This window comes from Streptomyces sp. NPDC002054 (assembly GCF_040296685.1).
Taxonomy (GTDB): Bacteria; Actinomycetota; Actinomycetes; order Streptomycetales; family Streptomycetaceae; genus Streptomyces.
In genome coordinates this window covers 145,555-161,214 of the sequence record NZ_JBEOXT010000004.1, presented here as the reverse complement: position 1 = coordinate 161,214, position 15,660 = coordinate 145,555, and the positions used below count along the sequence as shown (strand labels likewise).

The following is a 15,660-nucleotide window of genomic DNA, read 5'->3' as shown; positions in this document are numbered from 1 at the left end:
TTCCTTGCGCTCTCAGCGCTTCGGCCGCCTCGCGGCCTGCACCGCCCTCGCCGTCGCCGCGGGCACCCTGCTGTCGGCGGCTCCCGCCCAGGCGGCGGGCGCCGAGCCCGTGAAGCCGCAGCCGTCCGCGTCCGCCTCGAAGCAGCAGCGGACGGCCGGCGACTTCGCCCCCGCTCCGGCCAAGGGCACTTTCGCCGCCCGCGCCGCGAAGCCGCGTCTGGACCTGGACGGGGACGGCCTGTCCGACTTCATGTTCCGCAACCACTCCGGGTACACCGGAAGCCTGCAGAGCACCACGGACAACGTCGACACCTACAAGATCTCCGGGGAGGCGACCGAGACCGCCCGGGACATGATCGCGGTCGGCAACATCCGCGGCGGCTGGGGCACCGAGCTCCTGCTGTGGCACGGGGACGGCCGTCTGGCCATGCACCAGGCGTACAGCACCGGCACCCAGGCCGCGACCTGGACCGGCCATGGCTGGCAGGTCTACAACAAGCTGATCGCCGCCGGCGACCTCACCAAGGACGGCCGCGGCGACCTGCTGGCCCGCACCCCGTCCGGCGACCTCTACCTGTACCGCGCCACCGGCGCGGCCACCGGCGAGCCCTTCGCCGGCCGGGTCAAGGTCGGCAGCGGCTGGGGGCGTACGACCAGATCGTCGGCGCCAACGACCTCGACGCCGACGGCATCGCCGACCTGGTCGCCAAGAGCCCCGACGGCCACCTCTACTACTACAAGGGCACCGGCTCTGCCTCTGCCCCGTTCAAGGCCCGCACCTGGGTCGGCGGCGGCTGGAACACCTACAACAAGATCCTCGGTGTGGACGACCGGAGCGGCGACGGCAAGGCCGACCTGTACGCGGTCCAGCCCAACGGTGACCTGTACGGCTACGCTTCCCTGGGCAACGGCAAGTTCGCCGCCCGGCAGAAGATCGGCAGCGGCTGGACGGTCGACGAGGCCATCGTGAACTCCGGCGTCACCCCGGTCTACGGCAAGCACAGCGTGGTCGGTGTCGACGGGGCGAACGAGGTCTGGGAGCACGTCAACCAGACCAACGGCCGGTTCATCGACGACCGCCTCGACTGGGTGCAGCCGTGGACCCCCGGCACCACGCTGGTCAGCGCCGCGGGCTTGGACAAGACGAACTGGCTGCACAAGCTGGTCTGGAACGGCTCCACCCTCCACAACCGCAGCAAGGGCACCAACGTCGCCGGCGACTTCTCGAACACCAACCTGGTGGTCGGCCCCGGCGACCTGACCGGCGACGGCCAGGGCGACCTGCTGACCCGCGACAGCTGGGGCAACCTGTGGCTGCGCGCCGGCAACGGATCCGGCACCTGGTTCGGCACCCCGGTCAAGATCGGCGCGGGCTGGAACACGTACAAGACCATCGTCGGTGGCGGAGACATCTCCGGCGACGGCCGTCCGGACATCGTGGCCGCGGCCCACGACGGCCACCTGTACGTCTACAAGGGCACCGGCTCTGCCTCCGCGCCCTTCGGCGCGCGCGAGTGGTACAGCCACGGCTGGAACGGCTACAGCGGGATCGCCGTCCCGGGTGACCTCAACGGCGACGGCCGCGCGGACCTGATCGCGCGGGACTCCAGCGGCACGATGTGGCTCTACCGCGCACAGGGCTGGGGCGGCACCCACGCCTTCGCGGGCCGCGAGTGGCTGGCGCAGGGCTGGAACACGTACGCCCAGTTCAACTAGTCCGGCCAGCAGGACAGCACATGGCGGCGCCCCGTCACCGGTTTCCCGGTGGCGGGGCGCCGCCGCGTCATAACCGGTGCGCGCTCATCCCGCCGGAGCTGAGCACCGGTCAGGCCTCTCTGCGGGCGATGGCGAAGATGCGCCGGAACGGGAAGACGGTGCCCCGGGGGCCGGGCGGGTAGGCGTCGCGCAGCAGGTCGCGGTACTGGAGCAGGAAGGCGTCGACGGCCTCGTGGTCCTTGCCGAGGGCGGTGAGGACGGGCCGCAGTGCGGTGCCCTTGACCCAGTCGAGGACCGGGTCGGGGCCGGTCAGCAGCTGGTGGTAGGTGGTCTCCCAGACGTCGGTGGTGCAGCCCAGTTCGGTGAACCGGGCCAGGTATTCGCCGGGTTCGAGGAGGTGGGTATAGCGGGCGCCGTGGCCGGCCAGCCGGGTCCGCCAGCGCGGGGTGTCGCAGAGCGCGGCGAGCAGGGAGTGGCTGGGGGCGGTGAAGTTGCCCGGGATCTGGAAGGCGAAGGTGCCGCCGGGGCGGAGTGCGTTGATCCAGGAGGCGAAGGAGCCGGGGTGGCCGGGCACCCACTGGAGGGCCGCGTTGGAGACGATCAGGTCGTAGCTCTCCTCGGGCAGCCAGCTGGCGAGGTCGGCGCGGCGGAAGTCGAGGCTGCCGCCTCCCGGGGTGGGGCCGGCGTACTCGCGGTCGGCGCGGTGGAGCATCTCCGGGGAGAGGTCGAAACCGGTGATACGGGCCTCGGGCCAGCGGTCGGCGAGCAGGGCGGTGACGTTGCCGGGGCCGCAGCCGAGGTCGGCGATGCGGGCGGGCCGGGTGGGCAGTTCCGGTATGCGGGCGAGGAGGTCGAGGAATGGCCGGGCGCGATGGTCCGCATGTCGCAGATATTGCTGGGGGTCCCAGACGGGTGGGGCGGGCGCGGCGGCGGTGACGGGGGTGGTGGGGGTGTTGGGGGCCTGCTGGTCGACCGTGGTCGTGGGGCATCGACCCGGCGCGATGTCGGAATGCATGTTCGAGCCTCCCTGCTGGCGGATCCGGTGGAAGCGGAAGCTTCTCCGGCCCCCTCCATGCCCAGAGTGGCGCAAAATATATCTTGACGTCAAGAGACTTCACATCGACAGACCCCTTACAATGATCGGCATGGAGGACGAGGTCGACCGACTGGTCGCGGCATGGCGGCGGGAGCGCCCTGACCTCGACGTGGAACCGCTCGAGGTGCTCAGCCGGGTCTCGCGGCTCGCCCGCCACCTCGACCGGGCACGCCGGATCGCCTTCTCCGAGCACGGACTGGAGCCCTGGGAGTTCGACGTCCTGACCTCCCTGCGCCGGGCTGGAGCGCCCTACCAGCTCTCCCCCGGGCAGCTGCTGACCCAGACCCTGGTCACCTCCGGCACCATGACCAACCGCATCGACCGGCTCGCCAAGAAGGGCCTCGTCGAACGGCTGCCCGACCCCAGCGACCGGCGGGGGGTACTGGTCCGCCTGACCCCCGAGGGGCGCGAGGCGGCCGACCAGGCCCTGGCCGGGCTGCTCGCCCAGGAGCGGGCGATCCTGGCCCAGCTCTCCCGGGCCCAGCGCGGGGACCTGGCCGCACTGCTACGCCGGTTGACCGCTCCGTTCGACAACGTCCCCGGCTAGTCCCGGCCCGAGGTCGGCCGGCCGTACGCCGGCCCGGCGGGCCAGCGCCACGGCCGCCAGCGTGGAGTGCACCCCGAGCTTGCCCAGCACGTTCTGCATGTGCGTACGGACGGTGTGCGGGGACAGGAACAGCCGCGCGGCCACGTCCTTGCGGCCCAGCCCGGCCACCATGCAGCGCAGCACCTCGTGCTCGCGCGGGGTCAGCGACTCGACCAGCCGCTCGCTGTCGGTACGGTGCTTGCGGGCCGCCGTCAGCTCCCGCAGCACCCCGGTGAGCAGCGCGGGCGGCAGGTGCGTCTCCTCCCGGAGCACGCCCCGGATCACCGCCAGCAGCCGGGACAGCGAGCAGTCCTTGGCCACCCAGCCGGTGGCCCCGGCCTGCAGGGCCAGGGCGGCCCGGCGCGGTTCGTCGCGTTCGGCCAGGACGACCGTACGGACGCCCGGGTGGGAGGTGCGGACACCGGCGACCAGCGCGATCCCGTCGCCCGAGGCGCCCGGGGCACCCGCGGCACCCGGAGCACCCGCGGCGCCCGGCGGGCCGCCCGCGGTCGCGGTGCCCGGCGGCGGACCGGACCCCGATTCGCGCTGGGCCGGCACGGCGACGGCCCCGGCGGCGGCGCCGAGGTCGGCGTCGACCAGCAGGACATCGAAGCGGCGGCCCTCGGCCGCGCCTCGTTCTAGGCAGCGCAGCGCGGCAGGACCGCTGCCGGCCGCGGACACGTCCACGTCCGGCTCGGCCGCGAGCGCGGCAGCGAGCGACTCGGCGAAAATGCGGTGATCGTCCACCACGAGAACCCGGATACGCACCACAGACACCCCCAAGGGTCGGGGAACGGACAACGGCGGGTACGACGACCGGGACCCGGTGATCCGCAGTCGCACGGCCGCCGCCGCAACATCACTGCACTACCCCGGACCGGACGTCGTACCCGACGTATCTCGACCCCTGAATCAACACCGGCCCCCACCGGTGTCACGCTTCAGCGTAGGGGCGGGTGCGGTGCGCGGTTGGCCGAATAGCAGAAGTTTTTCTCGCTGTTTTCCGGCGAGGGGGCTTCGAGCGCGCCGTGGAGTGGCCGAAAATGAACCGTCTATGCGCTTCGGAAGCCTGTTTCCGGCCCTGCGGGTGCCACAGGCAGTTGCACGGGGGGCATTTCACGCGGCGTGTACGCGCTGGGCGCCCGCGCACATGACACGGCCCCGGCGCACACGCTGTCGCGCGCGCCGGGGCCGTACGCCTTTGAGGGGCCTTTGAGGGGCTCTTCCGGCTCAGCCCTGCTCGGCCTGACGGCGGCGGGTGAACTCCCAGGCGTCCGCGACGATGCCGGCGAGGTCCGGGCGCCGCGGCGTCCAGCCGAGCTTCTCGTGCGCGGCCCGGGCGGAGGCGACCAGCACGGCCGGGTCGCCGGCCCGGCGGGCGGAGACCACCTCGGGGATCTCGTGCCCGGTGACCTTGCGGACGGTCTCGATGACCTCGCGCACGGAGAAGCCGTTGCCGTTGCCCAGGTTGCAGATCAGGTGCGCGCCCTCGGTGGCGCCGCCGAGGGCCAGCAGGTGGGCCTCGGCCAGGTCGGCGACGTGGATGTAGTCGCGGATGCAGGTGCCGTCCGGGGTCGGGTAGTCGTCGCCGAACACCGAGATCGCCTCGCGCTGCCCCAGGGCCACCTGCAGGACCAGCGGGATGAGGTGGCTCTCCGGGTCGTGCCGCTCGCCGTACTGCCCGTACGCACCGGCCACGTTGAAGTAGCGCAGCGAGACCGCGGCCAGGCCGTGTGCCGCGCACTCGCCGGTGATCATGTGGTCCACGGCCAGCTTGGACGCGCCGTACGGATTGGTCGGCGCGGTCGGCATGGTCTCGGTGATCGGCGTGGCCTCCGGCTCGCCGTAGGTGGCGGCGGTGGAGGAGAAGACCAGCTTGCGGACCCCGGCCTCGCGCATCGCGGCCAGCAGCGCCATGGTGCCGCCGACGTTGTTGTCCCAGTACTTGCCCGGGTTGACCACGGACTCGCCGACCTGCGAGAAAGCCGCGAAGTGCAGCACGGCCTCGTAGGAGGAGTCGAGGTGCCGGGCGGCGTCCTTGATGTCGGCTTCGATGAAGGCCGCACCGGCGGGGACTCCGGCGCGGAAGCCGGTGGAGAGGTTGTCGAGGACGGTGACCTCGTGGCCGGCTTCCAGAAGGTGGGCCGCGACCACGCTGCCCACGTATCCGGCGCCGCCGGTGACCAGATACTTGCTCACTCGCGTAGCTCACTCTCGCAGTCGCACCACCGCGCACCCGCGCGGCCTGTCGTCTCTGGCTTACCCGATTCGGCGCCCACGGGGAAATCGGACCCGCACGGGCGCGTCCCGAACGGGACTCCGGACCCCGGAATCTGACCCCGGAACCGGACCGAGCCTAGCGAGCCGGCAGCTCGGCCCGGTCGAGCAGGCCGGTACGGGCGGCCAGGGCGGCGGCCTCCAGCCGGGAGCCCACGCCCAGCTTCATCAGCACCCGCTGCACATGGGTGCGGGCGGTGCTCGGGGCGATGGCCATGCCGGCCGCGATCAGCCGGGTGTCCTCGCCCTCGGCGACCCGCACCAGCACCTCCACCTCGCGCGGGGTGAGCAGCCGCAGCAGCCGCCCGGCCTCGTCGTCGGGCTGGGCGGCCGGGTTCAGCAGCTCGGCGAAGGCCCCCTGGAGCAGCTGCGGGGATACGGCGACCTCCCCGGCCCGGGCCTTGGCCAGGGCCCGCTCCACGCCCTCGATGCGCTCGTCCTGCCGTACGTACCCACAGGCGCCGGCCGCGAAGGCGGCGGCGATGCCGCGCGGGCTGGGCACCGGGCCCAGGACCACCACGGCGATCTGCGGGCGCTCCCGCTTGATCCGCACCACCGGCTCGAACACCCCCGGCTCGGCGGGGGTCGCGGTGCCCAGCAGGCAGACCTCGGGGGCCCGGCTGATCACCAGCTCGGCCGCGCCCGCCGCCGGCGCGGCAGCGGCCAGCACGCGGTGCCCGCGCAGTTTCAGCGCGGAGGCGAGCGCCTCGGCCAGCAGCCGGTGCTCGTCGACCACCATCACCCGTACGCCCATGTCCCGGCAAGCTACACGCTTGTTCGAGGATGCGTCGGGGTTACTGCGCAGAAGCCCCCGGAAGGACGGACCTTCCGGGGGCTTCGGCCTGAACCGCTCGGGTGTCGGGCGAACCCGGTCGGGTCAGTGCGTGGTGAACGAGGCGAAGAGGTACTGCTTCTCGATCCGGCTCGAGTTGCTGATGATGTTGTCGGCGATGAACAGCCGGCCGTTGTTGTAAAGGAACTCCGACCCCGGCAGGAACTGGGTCTCAGCCCTCCGGGTCTCCTTGTCGTCCGGGTTGACCATCAGCACGGTCTCCTTCATCGTCGCGCCGTCGAGGGAGACGACCTGGCCGCCCTTGTCGTAGGGCGGGCGCTTGTACGCGATGATGTTCGATCCGTCCATGCGCAGCGGCCACATCGTGTACCGCTCGCCGGCGTCGGCCCGGTCGGTGGTCTGCTTGCCGGTGTTCAGGTCGAAGGAGAGGATCTCGTTCGTCCGCGGCCCGCCGGCGTTGCCCGTGCCCTGGTGCTCGATGGACGGCAGGTAGACCTTGCCGTTGCCGACCACGATCTTGGAGCACTCCTGCACGTTGGTGCTGTTGCACTTGGGGTCGTAGTTGCCCGAGGTGAGCGAGATGGTGGTCTTCAGGTTGCCGCTCTCGTCGACCACGAAGATGTCGCTGACGCCGGTGGCGTTCGGGGCGCTGCGGTTGACGTTGGCGACGACGACCAGCGGCTTGGTGGAGATGATCTGGCCCCACTCGATGCCCGGGGACATCTTGTACGAGTACTTCGGCGCGCCGGTGGTGGGGTCCAGGACCTGGGCGTGCAGGGTCTGGCTGCCGATCTGGCCGCACTTGCGGAGCACGGCGAGGCCGTTCGCGTCGCCCGCGTAGCCCATGTCGAAGCAGCGCTGGCCGTCGACCTTGGGCTCCCACAGGACCTTGCCGTCGGCGAGGTTCCAGGCGGCGCCGCCGTTGGTGCCGCCGGCCGCGACGGTCTGGCCGCTGACGGTGATCTCGTCGAAGGTGACCTTGTCGTCACCGCCGGTGCTGGACTTGGCATCGCCGGACCAGAGCAGCTTCCCGGCATTGAGGTCGAGGACGCCGACCTTGCTGCACTTGGGGTACTTCTTCTCGGCGGTCGGCAGGAAGTCCTGGAAGAGGATGGCCGCCTTGTTGTCGGAGGCCTGCGGACTGGCGGCGCAGATGTGCGCCGGCAGCGGGATCGTCCACTTCTGGCTGCCGTTGTCCAGGCTGTAGCCGACGACCTTGGCGACGTCCGACTTGGCGTACACCGAGTCGGTGAGCCAGGAGCCGTGGGTGCCGATGGTGTTGTAGCCGCCGTCCGCGTCCGGGGGCACGTTGGGCTGCTCGAGGTTGATCAGGGTCTTGGACTGGGTCTTGCCCGTCGGCTTCTCGGAGCCGCCGGAACCGCCGGAGCCGCCCGGCTTGTCGCCGCCGCCGGGGCTCTGCGAGCCATTGGCCACGGGCTTGTTGCCGCCCTCGTCGCCGTCGCCAGAGGCCAGCCAGACGCCGCCGGCCACGATCACGGCGATCGCGACGACCGCCGCGCCGATGATCATCAGCTGGTTGCGCTTGGCGTTACCGCCGCCTTGGCCTGTGCCGGCCGGGGGCACGGGGGCGGGCTGCGGGGTGTGCGGGCCCTGCGGGAAGCCATAGCCGGGCGCCGGCGGCGGGGTCTGCGGATAGCCGTAGGAGTCCTGCGGGTATCCGTAGCTCGGCTGGCCGGGCTGCGCGGGGGCGCCGAAGCCGGACTGTGCGGGCTGGGCAGGCTGGCCGAAGCCGGAGTCGGCGGGAGCGCCGAAGCCGGGCTGGGCGGCGGGCTGCTGCGGGGGGACCGCAGGCTGCTGCGGAGGCGTCGGCGGGAGCGGCGGAGGCGCACCGAAGCCGCCGGGCGCAGGCTCCTGCGGCGCGCCGAACCCACCCGCGGGCGGCTGGTTCGGCGGCTGCGGGGGCTGGTTCGGCGGGGGTGGGGGCGGGGTGCTCATGGGGTTCTATTGCCTCTCGTCGTTCACTTGCCGAAGACCATCAGGAATTTCTCCGGACCCTCGCTCCTGCCGGACAGGCGCGTGGCGGAGAGGAAGAGCCGGCCGTCGGCGTAGTCGACCTGCGGGTTGTAGAACCCGCTCTCGACCGGCGCGGCCACTCCCGAGGGATTGCGCAGCAGGGTGCTCGGCTTGCCCCCGCCGGCCGGGAAGGACAGCACCTCGCCGCCCTTGTCGTAGTCGGGCTCGAGGTAGGCGATCAGGTTGCCGCCCTCGGCCTTCAGCGGGACCGCGGAGCGGCCCTGGCCGGCCGGGTGCCGCCATTTGATCTTGCCGGTGCCCAGGTCGAAGGCGACGATCTCGTTGGAGTCGCCCTCGGTGGGCAGGTAGATGGTGTTGGCGGTGCCGTCCACCACCACGCCAGTGCAGGCCTGCGGCCCGGAGAAGATGGATATCCCGCAGCGGGCCGAGAACTTGCCCTCGCCGGTGAGCTGGCTGCGCACCTTGCCGTCGGGTCCGAAGACCGCGATGACGCGCTCCTTGGTCGCCTTCTTGGACGCGTCCACGACGAGCGGGTCGGTGGAGTACACCCGGCTGACCTTCCAGCCCTCGGCCCACTTGTAGTTCCAGGTGATCTTGCCGGTGGCCGGGTCGAGGCCCTGCAGTTCCTCGGTGTCCTTGGCGCAGCCGGCGATCGCGATCAGCTTGGCGCCGCCGGCCAGGGAGTCGGGCTTGCAGCCCTGCTCGGGGGGACCGAACAGCTTGTCGCCGGTGCTCACCTTGAAGGCGCTGGCCTTGCCGAGCCGGCTGACGCCGAGGGTGTCCCCGGTGATGGACAGGCTGACCGAGCTCAGCAAGTCGAACTGGCCCTCTTGGGGCACTTCCTTCGTCCAGCCCTCCTTGCCGGCCTTCAGGTCGATCAGCTTCATCTGATTGCAGTCGGCGCTGCTGGAGTCGCCGTTGTTGAACATGACGACGGTCTTGCCGTCGGCCGTGGTCTGGCCGGTGGCGGCACAGATCTCGGCCGGGAAGGGCACGGTCCAGCGCTGCTTGCCGTCGGTGACGCCATAAGCAGTAACTGACTTGTAGACGGCCTTGACCACGGTGTCGCCGACGATCCACTGGGCGGGGGCGTCGCCACCGCCGCCGGGCAGCTCGACCTCGTTCTTCTTCAGCCAGAGGACCTTGTCCTCACCGGGCTTGCGGTCGGCGTTGAGGTCCTCGTTCTCGGTGCGGCCGGTGCCGTTGCCGTCGCCGTCGTCCACGGAGGCGTCCGGGGAGGGCGCGCCATCGGGCTTGGCGTCGCCGCTCGCGCTCGACGAGGGCTGGGCAAGCGGCTTCTTCTCGTCGTCGCCGCCGGTGAAGAGGAAGAACCCGCCCGTGCCGAGGGCGAGTACGCCGGCCACTGCGGCGGCGATCAGGATGGTCGTCTTCCGCTTGGCCGGGGTGCCGGAGCCGGGCGGCGGGCCGGGCGGCATCGGCGGCGGGTACCCGTACCCCACGGGCGGCTGCTGCGCGTACTGCGGCGGCTGCGGGGGCTGTTGCGGCTGCTGCGGTTGCCCCGCGTACGGGTTGGGACCCGGCTGCGGGTGCCCGTACCCCTGTGGCGGAGGACCGGGCAGATGCCCGTAACCCTCGGGAACCGGCGGCGGGTTCGTCATCAGCGCATACCTTCAGCGTCAGGAGGCGTGGGGGGAATGACCTTTCTACCACTCGCTCCCGACAGCGGACGGGCCGGTCGCACCCCTGTTCCCAAGGGAGGACCGGCCCGTGATGCCGTCGTTACGTCGCCGGGATGTCGCCGGGATGTCGCCGGCTCAGGCCTCTTCGGCCAGCTCCAGCCAGCGCATCTCCAACTCGTCGCGGTCGGAGAGCAGTTCCCGGAGCTCGGCGTCGAGCTTGGCCACCTTGTCGTAGTCGGTGGCGTTCTCCGCGATCTGGGCGTGCAGGTTGGTCTCCCGGTCGGACAGCTTGTTGAGCTGCCGCTCGATCTTCTGCAGTTCCTTCTTCGCGGCGCGCGAGTCGCCCGAGGCGGTGGACTTCGGCGCGGCGGCCGGGGCGGGCGCCGGGGCCGCCGCCTCGATCATCCGCTGCCGCCGCTCCAGGTATTCGTCCAGGCCACGCGGCAGCATGCGCAGGCTGGCGTCACCCAGCAGGGCCATCACCGTGTCGGTGGTCCGCTCGATGAAGAACCGGTCGTGGGAGATGACGATCATCGAGCCGGGCCAGCCGTCGAGGAGGTCCTCCAGCTGGGTGAGGGTCTCGATGTCGAGGTCGTTGGTGGGCTCGTCGAGGAAGAGCACGTTCGGCTCGTCCATCAGCAGCCGCAGGATCTGCAGTCGGCGCCGCTCGCCGCCGGACAGGTCGCCGACCGGCGTCCACTGCTTCTCCTTGGTGAAGCCGAACTGCTCGCACAGCTGACCCGCCGTCATCTCGCGGCCCTTGCCGAGGTCCACCCGGTCGCGGACCCGCTGCACGGCTTCCAGCACCCGCAGGGACGGATCGAGCTCGCCGACCTCCTGGGAAAGATATGCAAGTTTGACGGTCTTGCCGACGGTGACGCTGCCGGCCGCGGGCTGGGTCTCGCCCTGGGTGCGGGCGGCCTCGGCGAGGGCGCGCAGCAGGGAGGTCTTGCCGGCGCCGTTGACGCCGACCAGGCCGATCCGGTCGCCGGGGCCGAGGTGCCAGGTGAGGTGCTTGAGCAGGGTCTTGGGTCCGGCCTGGACGGTGACGTTCTCCAGGTCGAACACGGTCCTGCCGAGCCGGGCGTTGGCGAACTTCATCAGCTCGGAGGTGTCGCGGGGCGGCGGCACATCGGCGATGAGCTCGTTGGCCGCCTCGATGCGGAACCGGGGCTTGGAGGTACGGGCCGGGGCGCCGCGGCGCAGCCAGGCGAGCTCCTTGCGCATCAGGTTCTGCCGCTTGACCTCTTCGGTGGCGGCGATCCGCTCGCGCTCGGCACGGGCGAACACGTAGTCGCTGTAGCCGCCTTCGTACTCGTGCACCTCGCCGCGCTGGACGTCCCACATACGGGTGCAGACCTGGTCCAGGAACCAGCGGTCGTGGGTGACGCAGACGAGTGCGGAGCGGCGCTCCTGGAGGTGCCGGGCCAGCCAGGAGATGCCCTCGACGTCGAGGTGGTTGGTGGGCTCGTCGAGGACGAGCAGATCCGGCTCGGCGATGAGCAGCTTGGCGAGCGCAATGCGGCGGCGCTCGCCGCCGGAGAGCGGGCCGATGACGGTGTCGAGCCCCTGCCCGAAGCCGGGCAGGTCGAGGCCGCCGAACAGGCCGGTCAGCACATCGCGGATCTTGGCGTTGCCGGCCCACTCGTGGTCGGCCATGTCGCCGATGATCTCGTGCCGGATGGTGGCGGCCGGATCGAGGGAGTCGTGCTGGGTGAGGATTCCGATCCGGGCTCCACCGGTGTGGGTGACCCGGCCGGTGTCGGGTTCCTCCAGCTTGGCGAGCATCCGGATGAGGGTGGTCTTGCCGTCGCCGTTGCGGCCCACGACACCGATCCGGTCCCCCTCGGACACGCCGAGGGAGATGCCGTCGAGCAGGGTACGGGTGCCGTACACCTTGCTGACTGCCTCGACATTGACCAGATTGACGGCCATCAGACGCGCTCCAGGGAAAGGGATGGATCAGCCCCTCAGCCTAACCTTCCCACCGGCCCACGGACGCTCGACCAGCGGCCGACCGCCGACCACCATCCCGATGGCCACCGGGCCGCTGCCGGGCACGCGATCAGGGCAGCACGGTGGCTCCCGGGGACGGGGAGGTGGCGGTGCGGGTGGTGCGGCAGGTGGTGGAGGCTTCCAGGGCGGCGGAGACCTTGAGGGCGGCTTCCGGGTCGCGGACCAGGAAGGCCGTGGTGGGGCCGGAGCCGGAGACCAGGGCGGCCAGGGCGCCCGCGCCGAGGCCGGCGTCCAGGGTGGCGGCCAGCTGGGGGCGGAGCGAGAGGGCGGCCGGCTGGAGGTCGTTGGCCAGGGTCGCGGCGAGGGCGTCCGGGTCGCCGGAGCGCAGGGCCGCGAGGAGGGCGGGCGAGGCGACTGGCTCGGGGACGGCGGTACCGGCGGTGAGGCGGTCGAACTCGCGGAACACCGCCGGGGTGGACAGCCCGCCGTCGGCCACGGCGAACACCCAGTGGAAGGTCCCGGCTTCGAGCGGGGTGAGGTGCTCGCCACGGCCGGTGCCGAGGGCCGCGGCCCCGACCAGGCTGAACGGGACGTCGCTGCCGAGTTCGGCGCAGATGTCGAGGAGTTCGCTGCGCGGGGTGTCCAGGCCCCACAGGGTGTCGCAGGCGAGCAGGGCGCCGGCGCCGTCCGCGCTGCCGCCGGCCATGCCGCCGGCCACCGGGATGTTCTTGGTGATGTGCAGGTGGACGGCGGGTTCGATGCCGTGCCGGGCGGCGAGGAGCTCGGCGGCGCGGGCCGCCAGGTTGGTGCGGTCCAGCGGGACCTGGTCGGCGTCCGGCCCCTCGCAGGTGATGCGCAGCGAGTCGGCGGGGGTGGCGGTCACCTCGTCGTACAGGGAGACGGCGAGGAAGACGTTGGCCAGGTCGTGGAAGCCGTCGGGGCGGGCGGCGCCCACCGCCAGCTGGACGTTGACCTTCGCGGGGACGCGTACGGTGACGGGGCGGCCGGTGCTCACAGTGCGGGCCTCTCCGCAGCGGGCTTGTGCTCGGCGATCGCCGCGAACTCCTCGACCGTGAGGGCTTCGCCCCGGGCCTGCGGGGAGATCCCGGCACCGACCAGGGCCGCTTCGGCGGCGGCCGGGGAGCCCGCCCAGCCGGCCAGGGCGGCCCGCAGGGTCTTGCGGCGCTGGGCGAAGGCGGCGTCCACCACGGCGAAGACCTCGGCCTTGGTGGCGGTGGTCTGCACCGGCTCGGTGCGGCGGACCAGGGAGACCAGGCCGGAGTCGACATTGGGGGCCGGCCAGAACACGTTGCGGCCGATCGCGCCGGCCCGCTTGACCTCCGCGTACCAGTTGGCCTTGACCGAGGGCACGCCGTACACCTTGTTGCCGGGCCCGGCGGCGAGCCGGTCGGCGACCTCGGACTGGACCATGACCAGGGTCCGCTCGATGGTCGGGAAGCGGTCCAGCATGTGCAGCAGGACGGGCACGGCCACGTTGTACGGGAGGTTCGCGACCAGGGCGGTGGGGGCCGGGCCGGGGAGCTCCTGGACGAGCATGGCGTCGGAGTGGACCAGCGCGAAGCTGTCCTTGCGCTGCGGCAGCCGGGCCTCGATGGTGGCGGGCAGCGCAGCGGCCAGGATGTCGTCGATCTCGACGGCGGTGACGTGCGCGGCGGCTTCCAGCAGCGCGAGCGTCAGGGAGCCGAGGCCCGGTCCGACCTCGACGACCACGTCCTCGGGGCGGACCCCGGCGGTGCGCACGATCCGGCGCACCGTGTTGGCGTCGATGACGAAGTTCTGGCCCTTCTGCTTCGTCGGGCGCACGCCGAGGACCGCGGCAAGTTCGCGGATGTCGGCGGGCCCGAGGAGGGCGTCGGAGGCTTCGTTGGCTTCGGGCGTCGCGGGGGGCTCAGTGGTGCTCACCGGTAAAGCCTACGGCCGCAGTGCGGCCACGGACTCGCCCCCCGCTGCACGTAGAGCTTCTTGGCCCGGTACGTCTGCTCGGCGGCGCTCGCGTCCTGGGGGCGGCCACTGCCGCCGAGGGCCTGCCAGGTGCGTACGTCGAACTGGTAGAGGCCGCCATAGGTGCCGGACGGATCGGTGGCGGCGGGCCGGCCGCCGGACTCGCACTGGGCGAGGGCGGCCCAGTTGAGGCCGTCCGCGCCGGCGACGGAGCCGGGCAGCGGCCGGGTGCCGACCTTGATCAGGGCGTCGACGGGTTCCCGGACCGTCTCCTCGGCGATCCGGCGGGGCTTCTGCCGGACTCCGTTGACGGTCCGCAGGGCGAAGATGACACGGCGGGCGCCGGGCCGCCCGGCCCGTTCGACGACCTCGGTGCCGGCGAACAGCTCCGGGTCCTTGACCTTGTTCGTCTCGTACGGGATCTGCTCCTCGCGGACCTCCCGGCTGCCGGTGATCCGCAGCACGGTGACGGTCTGGCCGTCGCGCGGGAAGGAGCCGGGGGGCACCGAGGTGGTGTCCTGCCCGTTGAGGCCGATTCCGGCCTGGTCGAGGGCTTCCCGGACGGTGGCGGCGTTGGTGCGGATGGTGCGTTCGCGGCCGTCGGCCATGAAGGTCACGCTGCGTTCGGTGCGGACGTTCAGGGTGAGGCCGCGGCGCGGTACGGGGGCGGTGCGGGGGGCGGAGAGGTGGGCCCCTTCGACGCGTACGCCGAGCTGGCGGAGGGCGGTTTCGACGGTTTCGGCGGTGGTCCACGCCTGGCGGTGTTCGCCGTCGAGGGTGAGGACGAGCGGGCGGCCGTAGCGGACGACGATCTCGTCGCCGTCGTCGAGGTCGGCGGTGCGGGCCGGGGCCACCAGGTCGTGGGTGCCGACGCCGACGCCTTCCTGCCGGAGCAGTTCGTCGACGTCGTCGGCGAAGGTGTTGAGGGTGCGGGGGACTCCGTCGACGGTGAGGCGGACGGATTTGTCGGCGGCGACGAAGGCGGAGGTGCCGCCGGCCAGGAAGGCGACGACCAGGGCCTGCGGAACGATCCGCCGCCAGTTGTCGACGCCGCCGGAGCCGCCGCGCCGGGCCCGGGCGGCGGCCCGCCCGCCGGGGGCCGGCAGGGGGGCAGGGGCGGGGGCGGGGGCCTTGCGGCGGCGGCCGGCGCGCGGGCCGGGGAGGGCGCCGGGCGCCGGATCCGCCAGGGTGTCCGGCAGGACGGCGGCGGGCAGGGTGTCCAGCGCCGGTTCCGGACCGGCGTACAGATCTGCGTACGGGTTGACGTACGGGTTGGCGTACGGATCCGCGTACAGGCCGGCATACGGCTGCCCATACGGGTCCGGCCCGCGGTACGGATCGGCGTACGTGTCCATGTACGGCTGGGTATCGCTCACGACGCTCGCTCCACTGGTCCGGCCGGCCCTGGTTCGGGCACGGGACACTAGCGGAGCGATGGTCACACAGAAAAACCGACTGGATACCCAGCGTGTCGAAAAATCCCCGTCCCGCCCGAAGTCGCCCGTTGTCCCGCCCGTGTCGCAGCCTCCACGGGCGAGTGAGCCGAAGGGGCGCGCCGAGGGAACAGGGTCGAGCGCCCGGAGGAAACGCGAGGAACGAGCGTTTTCGAGGACGCACGACCCTGTGAGCTCGGCAGAAG

General features: G+C 72.1%; 13 protein-coding genes. 3 read left to right on the top strand and 10 right to left on the bottom strand.

The genetic code is table 11. The features are described 5' to 3' along the window. The first annotated feature begins 4 nt into the window (after window positions 1-4). Both ABT123_RS05350 and ABT123_RS05345 read left to right on the top strand, forming a co-directional pair. Complete coding sequence (locus ABT123_RS05350; RefSeq protein WP_351309994.1) at window positions 5-970, top strand: hypothetical protein; 966 nt, start codon at window positions 5-7, stop codon at window positions 968-970. Continuing rightward, entirely contained in the window at window positions 967-1,716 is a 750-nt protein-coding gene (locus ABT123_RS05345) for an FG-GAP repeat domain-containing protein (protein ID WP_351310131.1), read from the top strand. The genes ABT123_RS05350 and ABT123_RS05345 overlap by 4 nt, the downstream gene beginning before the upstream one ends. 109 nt (window positions 1,717-1,825) lie before the next feature. On the opposite strand, the gene ABT123_RS05340 is transcribed toward ABT123_RS05345, so the two are convergent. Continuing rightward, a complete protein-coding gene (locus ABT123_RS05340) occupies window positions 1,826-2,731 on the bottom strand; it encodes a trans-aconitate 2-methyltransferase (protein WP_351309992.1) in 906 nt (301 codons plus the stop codon). 130 nt (window positions 2,732-2,861) lie between these two features. Here ABT123_RS05340 and ABT123_RS05335 point away from each other — a divergent pair, with 130 nt between their 5' ends. Further along, a complete protein-coding gene (locus ABT123_RS05335; protein WP_351309991.1) occupies window positions 2,862-3,359 on the top strand; it encodes a MarR family winged helix-turn-helix transcriptional regulator in 498 nt (165 codons plus the stop codon). Here the strand turns inward: ABT123_RS05335 and ABT123_RS05330 are convergent. The 9 genes from ABT123_RS05330 to ABT123_RS05290 form a co-directional block, all read right to left on the bottom strand. Next, window positions 3,318-4,169: a LuxR C-terminal-related transcriptional regulator gene (locus tag ABT123_RS05330; RefSeq protein WP_351310130.1), complete on the bottom strand. Its 852-nt coding sequence runs from the start codon at window positions 4,167-4,169 to the stop codon at window positions 3,318-3,320. The genes ABT123_RS05335 and ABT123_RS05330 overlap by 42 nt on opposite strands. 459 nt (window positions 4,170-4,628) lie before the next feature. Next, window positions 4,629-5,597 carry a UDP-glucose 4-epimerase GalE gene (gene galE / locus ABT123_RS05325; protein WP_351309989.1) on the bottom strand — a complete coding sequence of 323 codons (969 nt, stop codon included), beginning with the start codon at window positions 5,595-5,597 and terminating at the stop codon, window positions 4,629-4,631. Window positions 5,598-5,754: 157 nt separating this feature from the next. Then, window positions 5,755-6,429: a response regulator transcription factor gene (locus ABT123_RS05320; protein ID WP_351309987.1), complete on the bottom strand. Its 675-nt coding sequence runs from the start codon at window positions 6,427-6,429 to the stop codon at window positions 5,755-5,757. Window positions 6,430-6,552: 123 nt separating this feature from the next. Next, a complete protein-coding gene (locus ABT123_RS05315; RefSeq protein WP_351309985.1) occupies window positions 6,553-8,424 on the bottom strand; it encodes an outer membrane protein assembly factor BamB family protein in 1,872 nt (623 codons plus the stop codon). A 23-nt stretch (window positions 8,425-8,447) separates the two neighbouring features. Next, a complete protein-coding gene (locus ABT123_RS05310) occupies window positions 8,448-10,082 on the bottom strand; it encodes an outer membrane protein assembly factor BamB family protein (protein WP_351309983.1) in 1,635 nt (544 codons plus the stop codon). A 156-nt stretch (window positions 10,083-10,238) separates the two neighbouring features. After that, window positions 10,239-12,038, bottom strand: coding sequence for an ABC-F family ATP-binding cassette domain-containing protein (locus tag ABT123_RS05305; RefSeq protein ID WP_351309981.1), 1,800 nt, complete (start codon window positions 12,036-12,038; stop codon window positions 10,239-10,241). A gap of 130 nt (window positions 12,039-12,168) precedes the next feature. Next, window positions 12,169-13,074 (bottom strand): 4-(cytidine 5'-diphospho)-2-C-methyl-D-erythritol kinase, encoded by a 906-nt coding sequence (locus ABT123_RS05300; RefSeq protein WP_351309979.1) that lies wholly within the window; start codon window positions 13,072-13,074, stop codon window positions 12,169-12,171. Then, entirely contained in the window at window positions 13,071-13,982 is a 912-nt protein-coding gene (rsmA, locus tag ABT123_RS05295; protein WP_351309977.1) for a 16S rRNA (adenine(1518)-N(6)/adenine(1519)-N(6))-dimethyltransferase RsmA, read from the bottom strand. The genes ABT123_RS05300 and rsmA overlap by 4 nt, the downstream gene beginning before the upstream one ends. Next, window positions 13,979-15,376: a resuscitation-promoting factor gene (locus ABT123_RS05290; protein ID WP_502970879.1), complete on the bottom strand. Its 1,398-nt coding sequence runs from the start codon at window positions 15,374-15,376 to the stop codon at window positions 13,979-13,981. Before ABT123_RS05290 ends, rsmA begins: the two co-directional genes overlap by 4 nt. Window positions 15,377-15,660 lie beyond the last annotated feature (284 nt).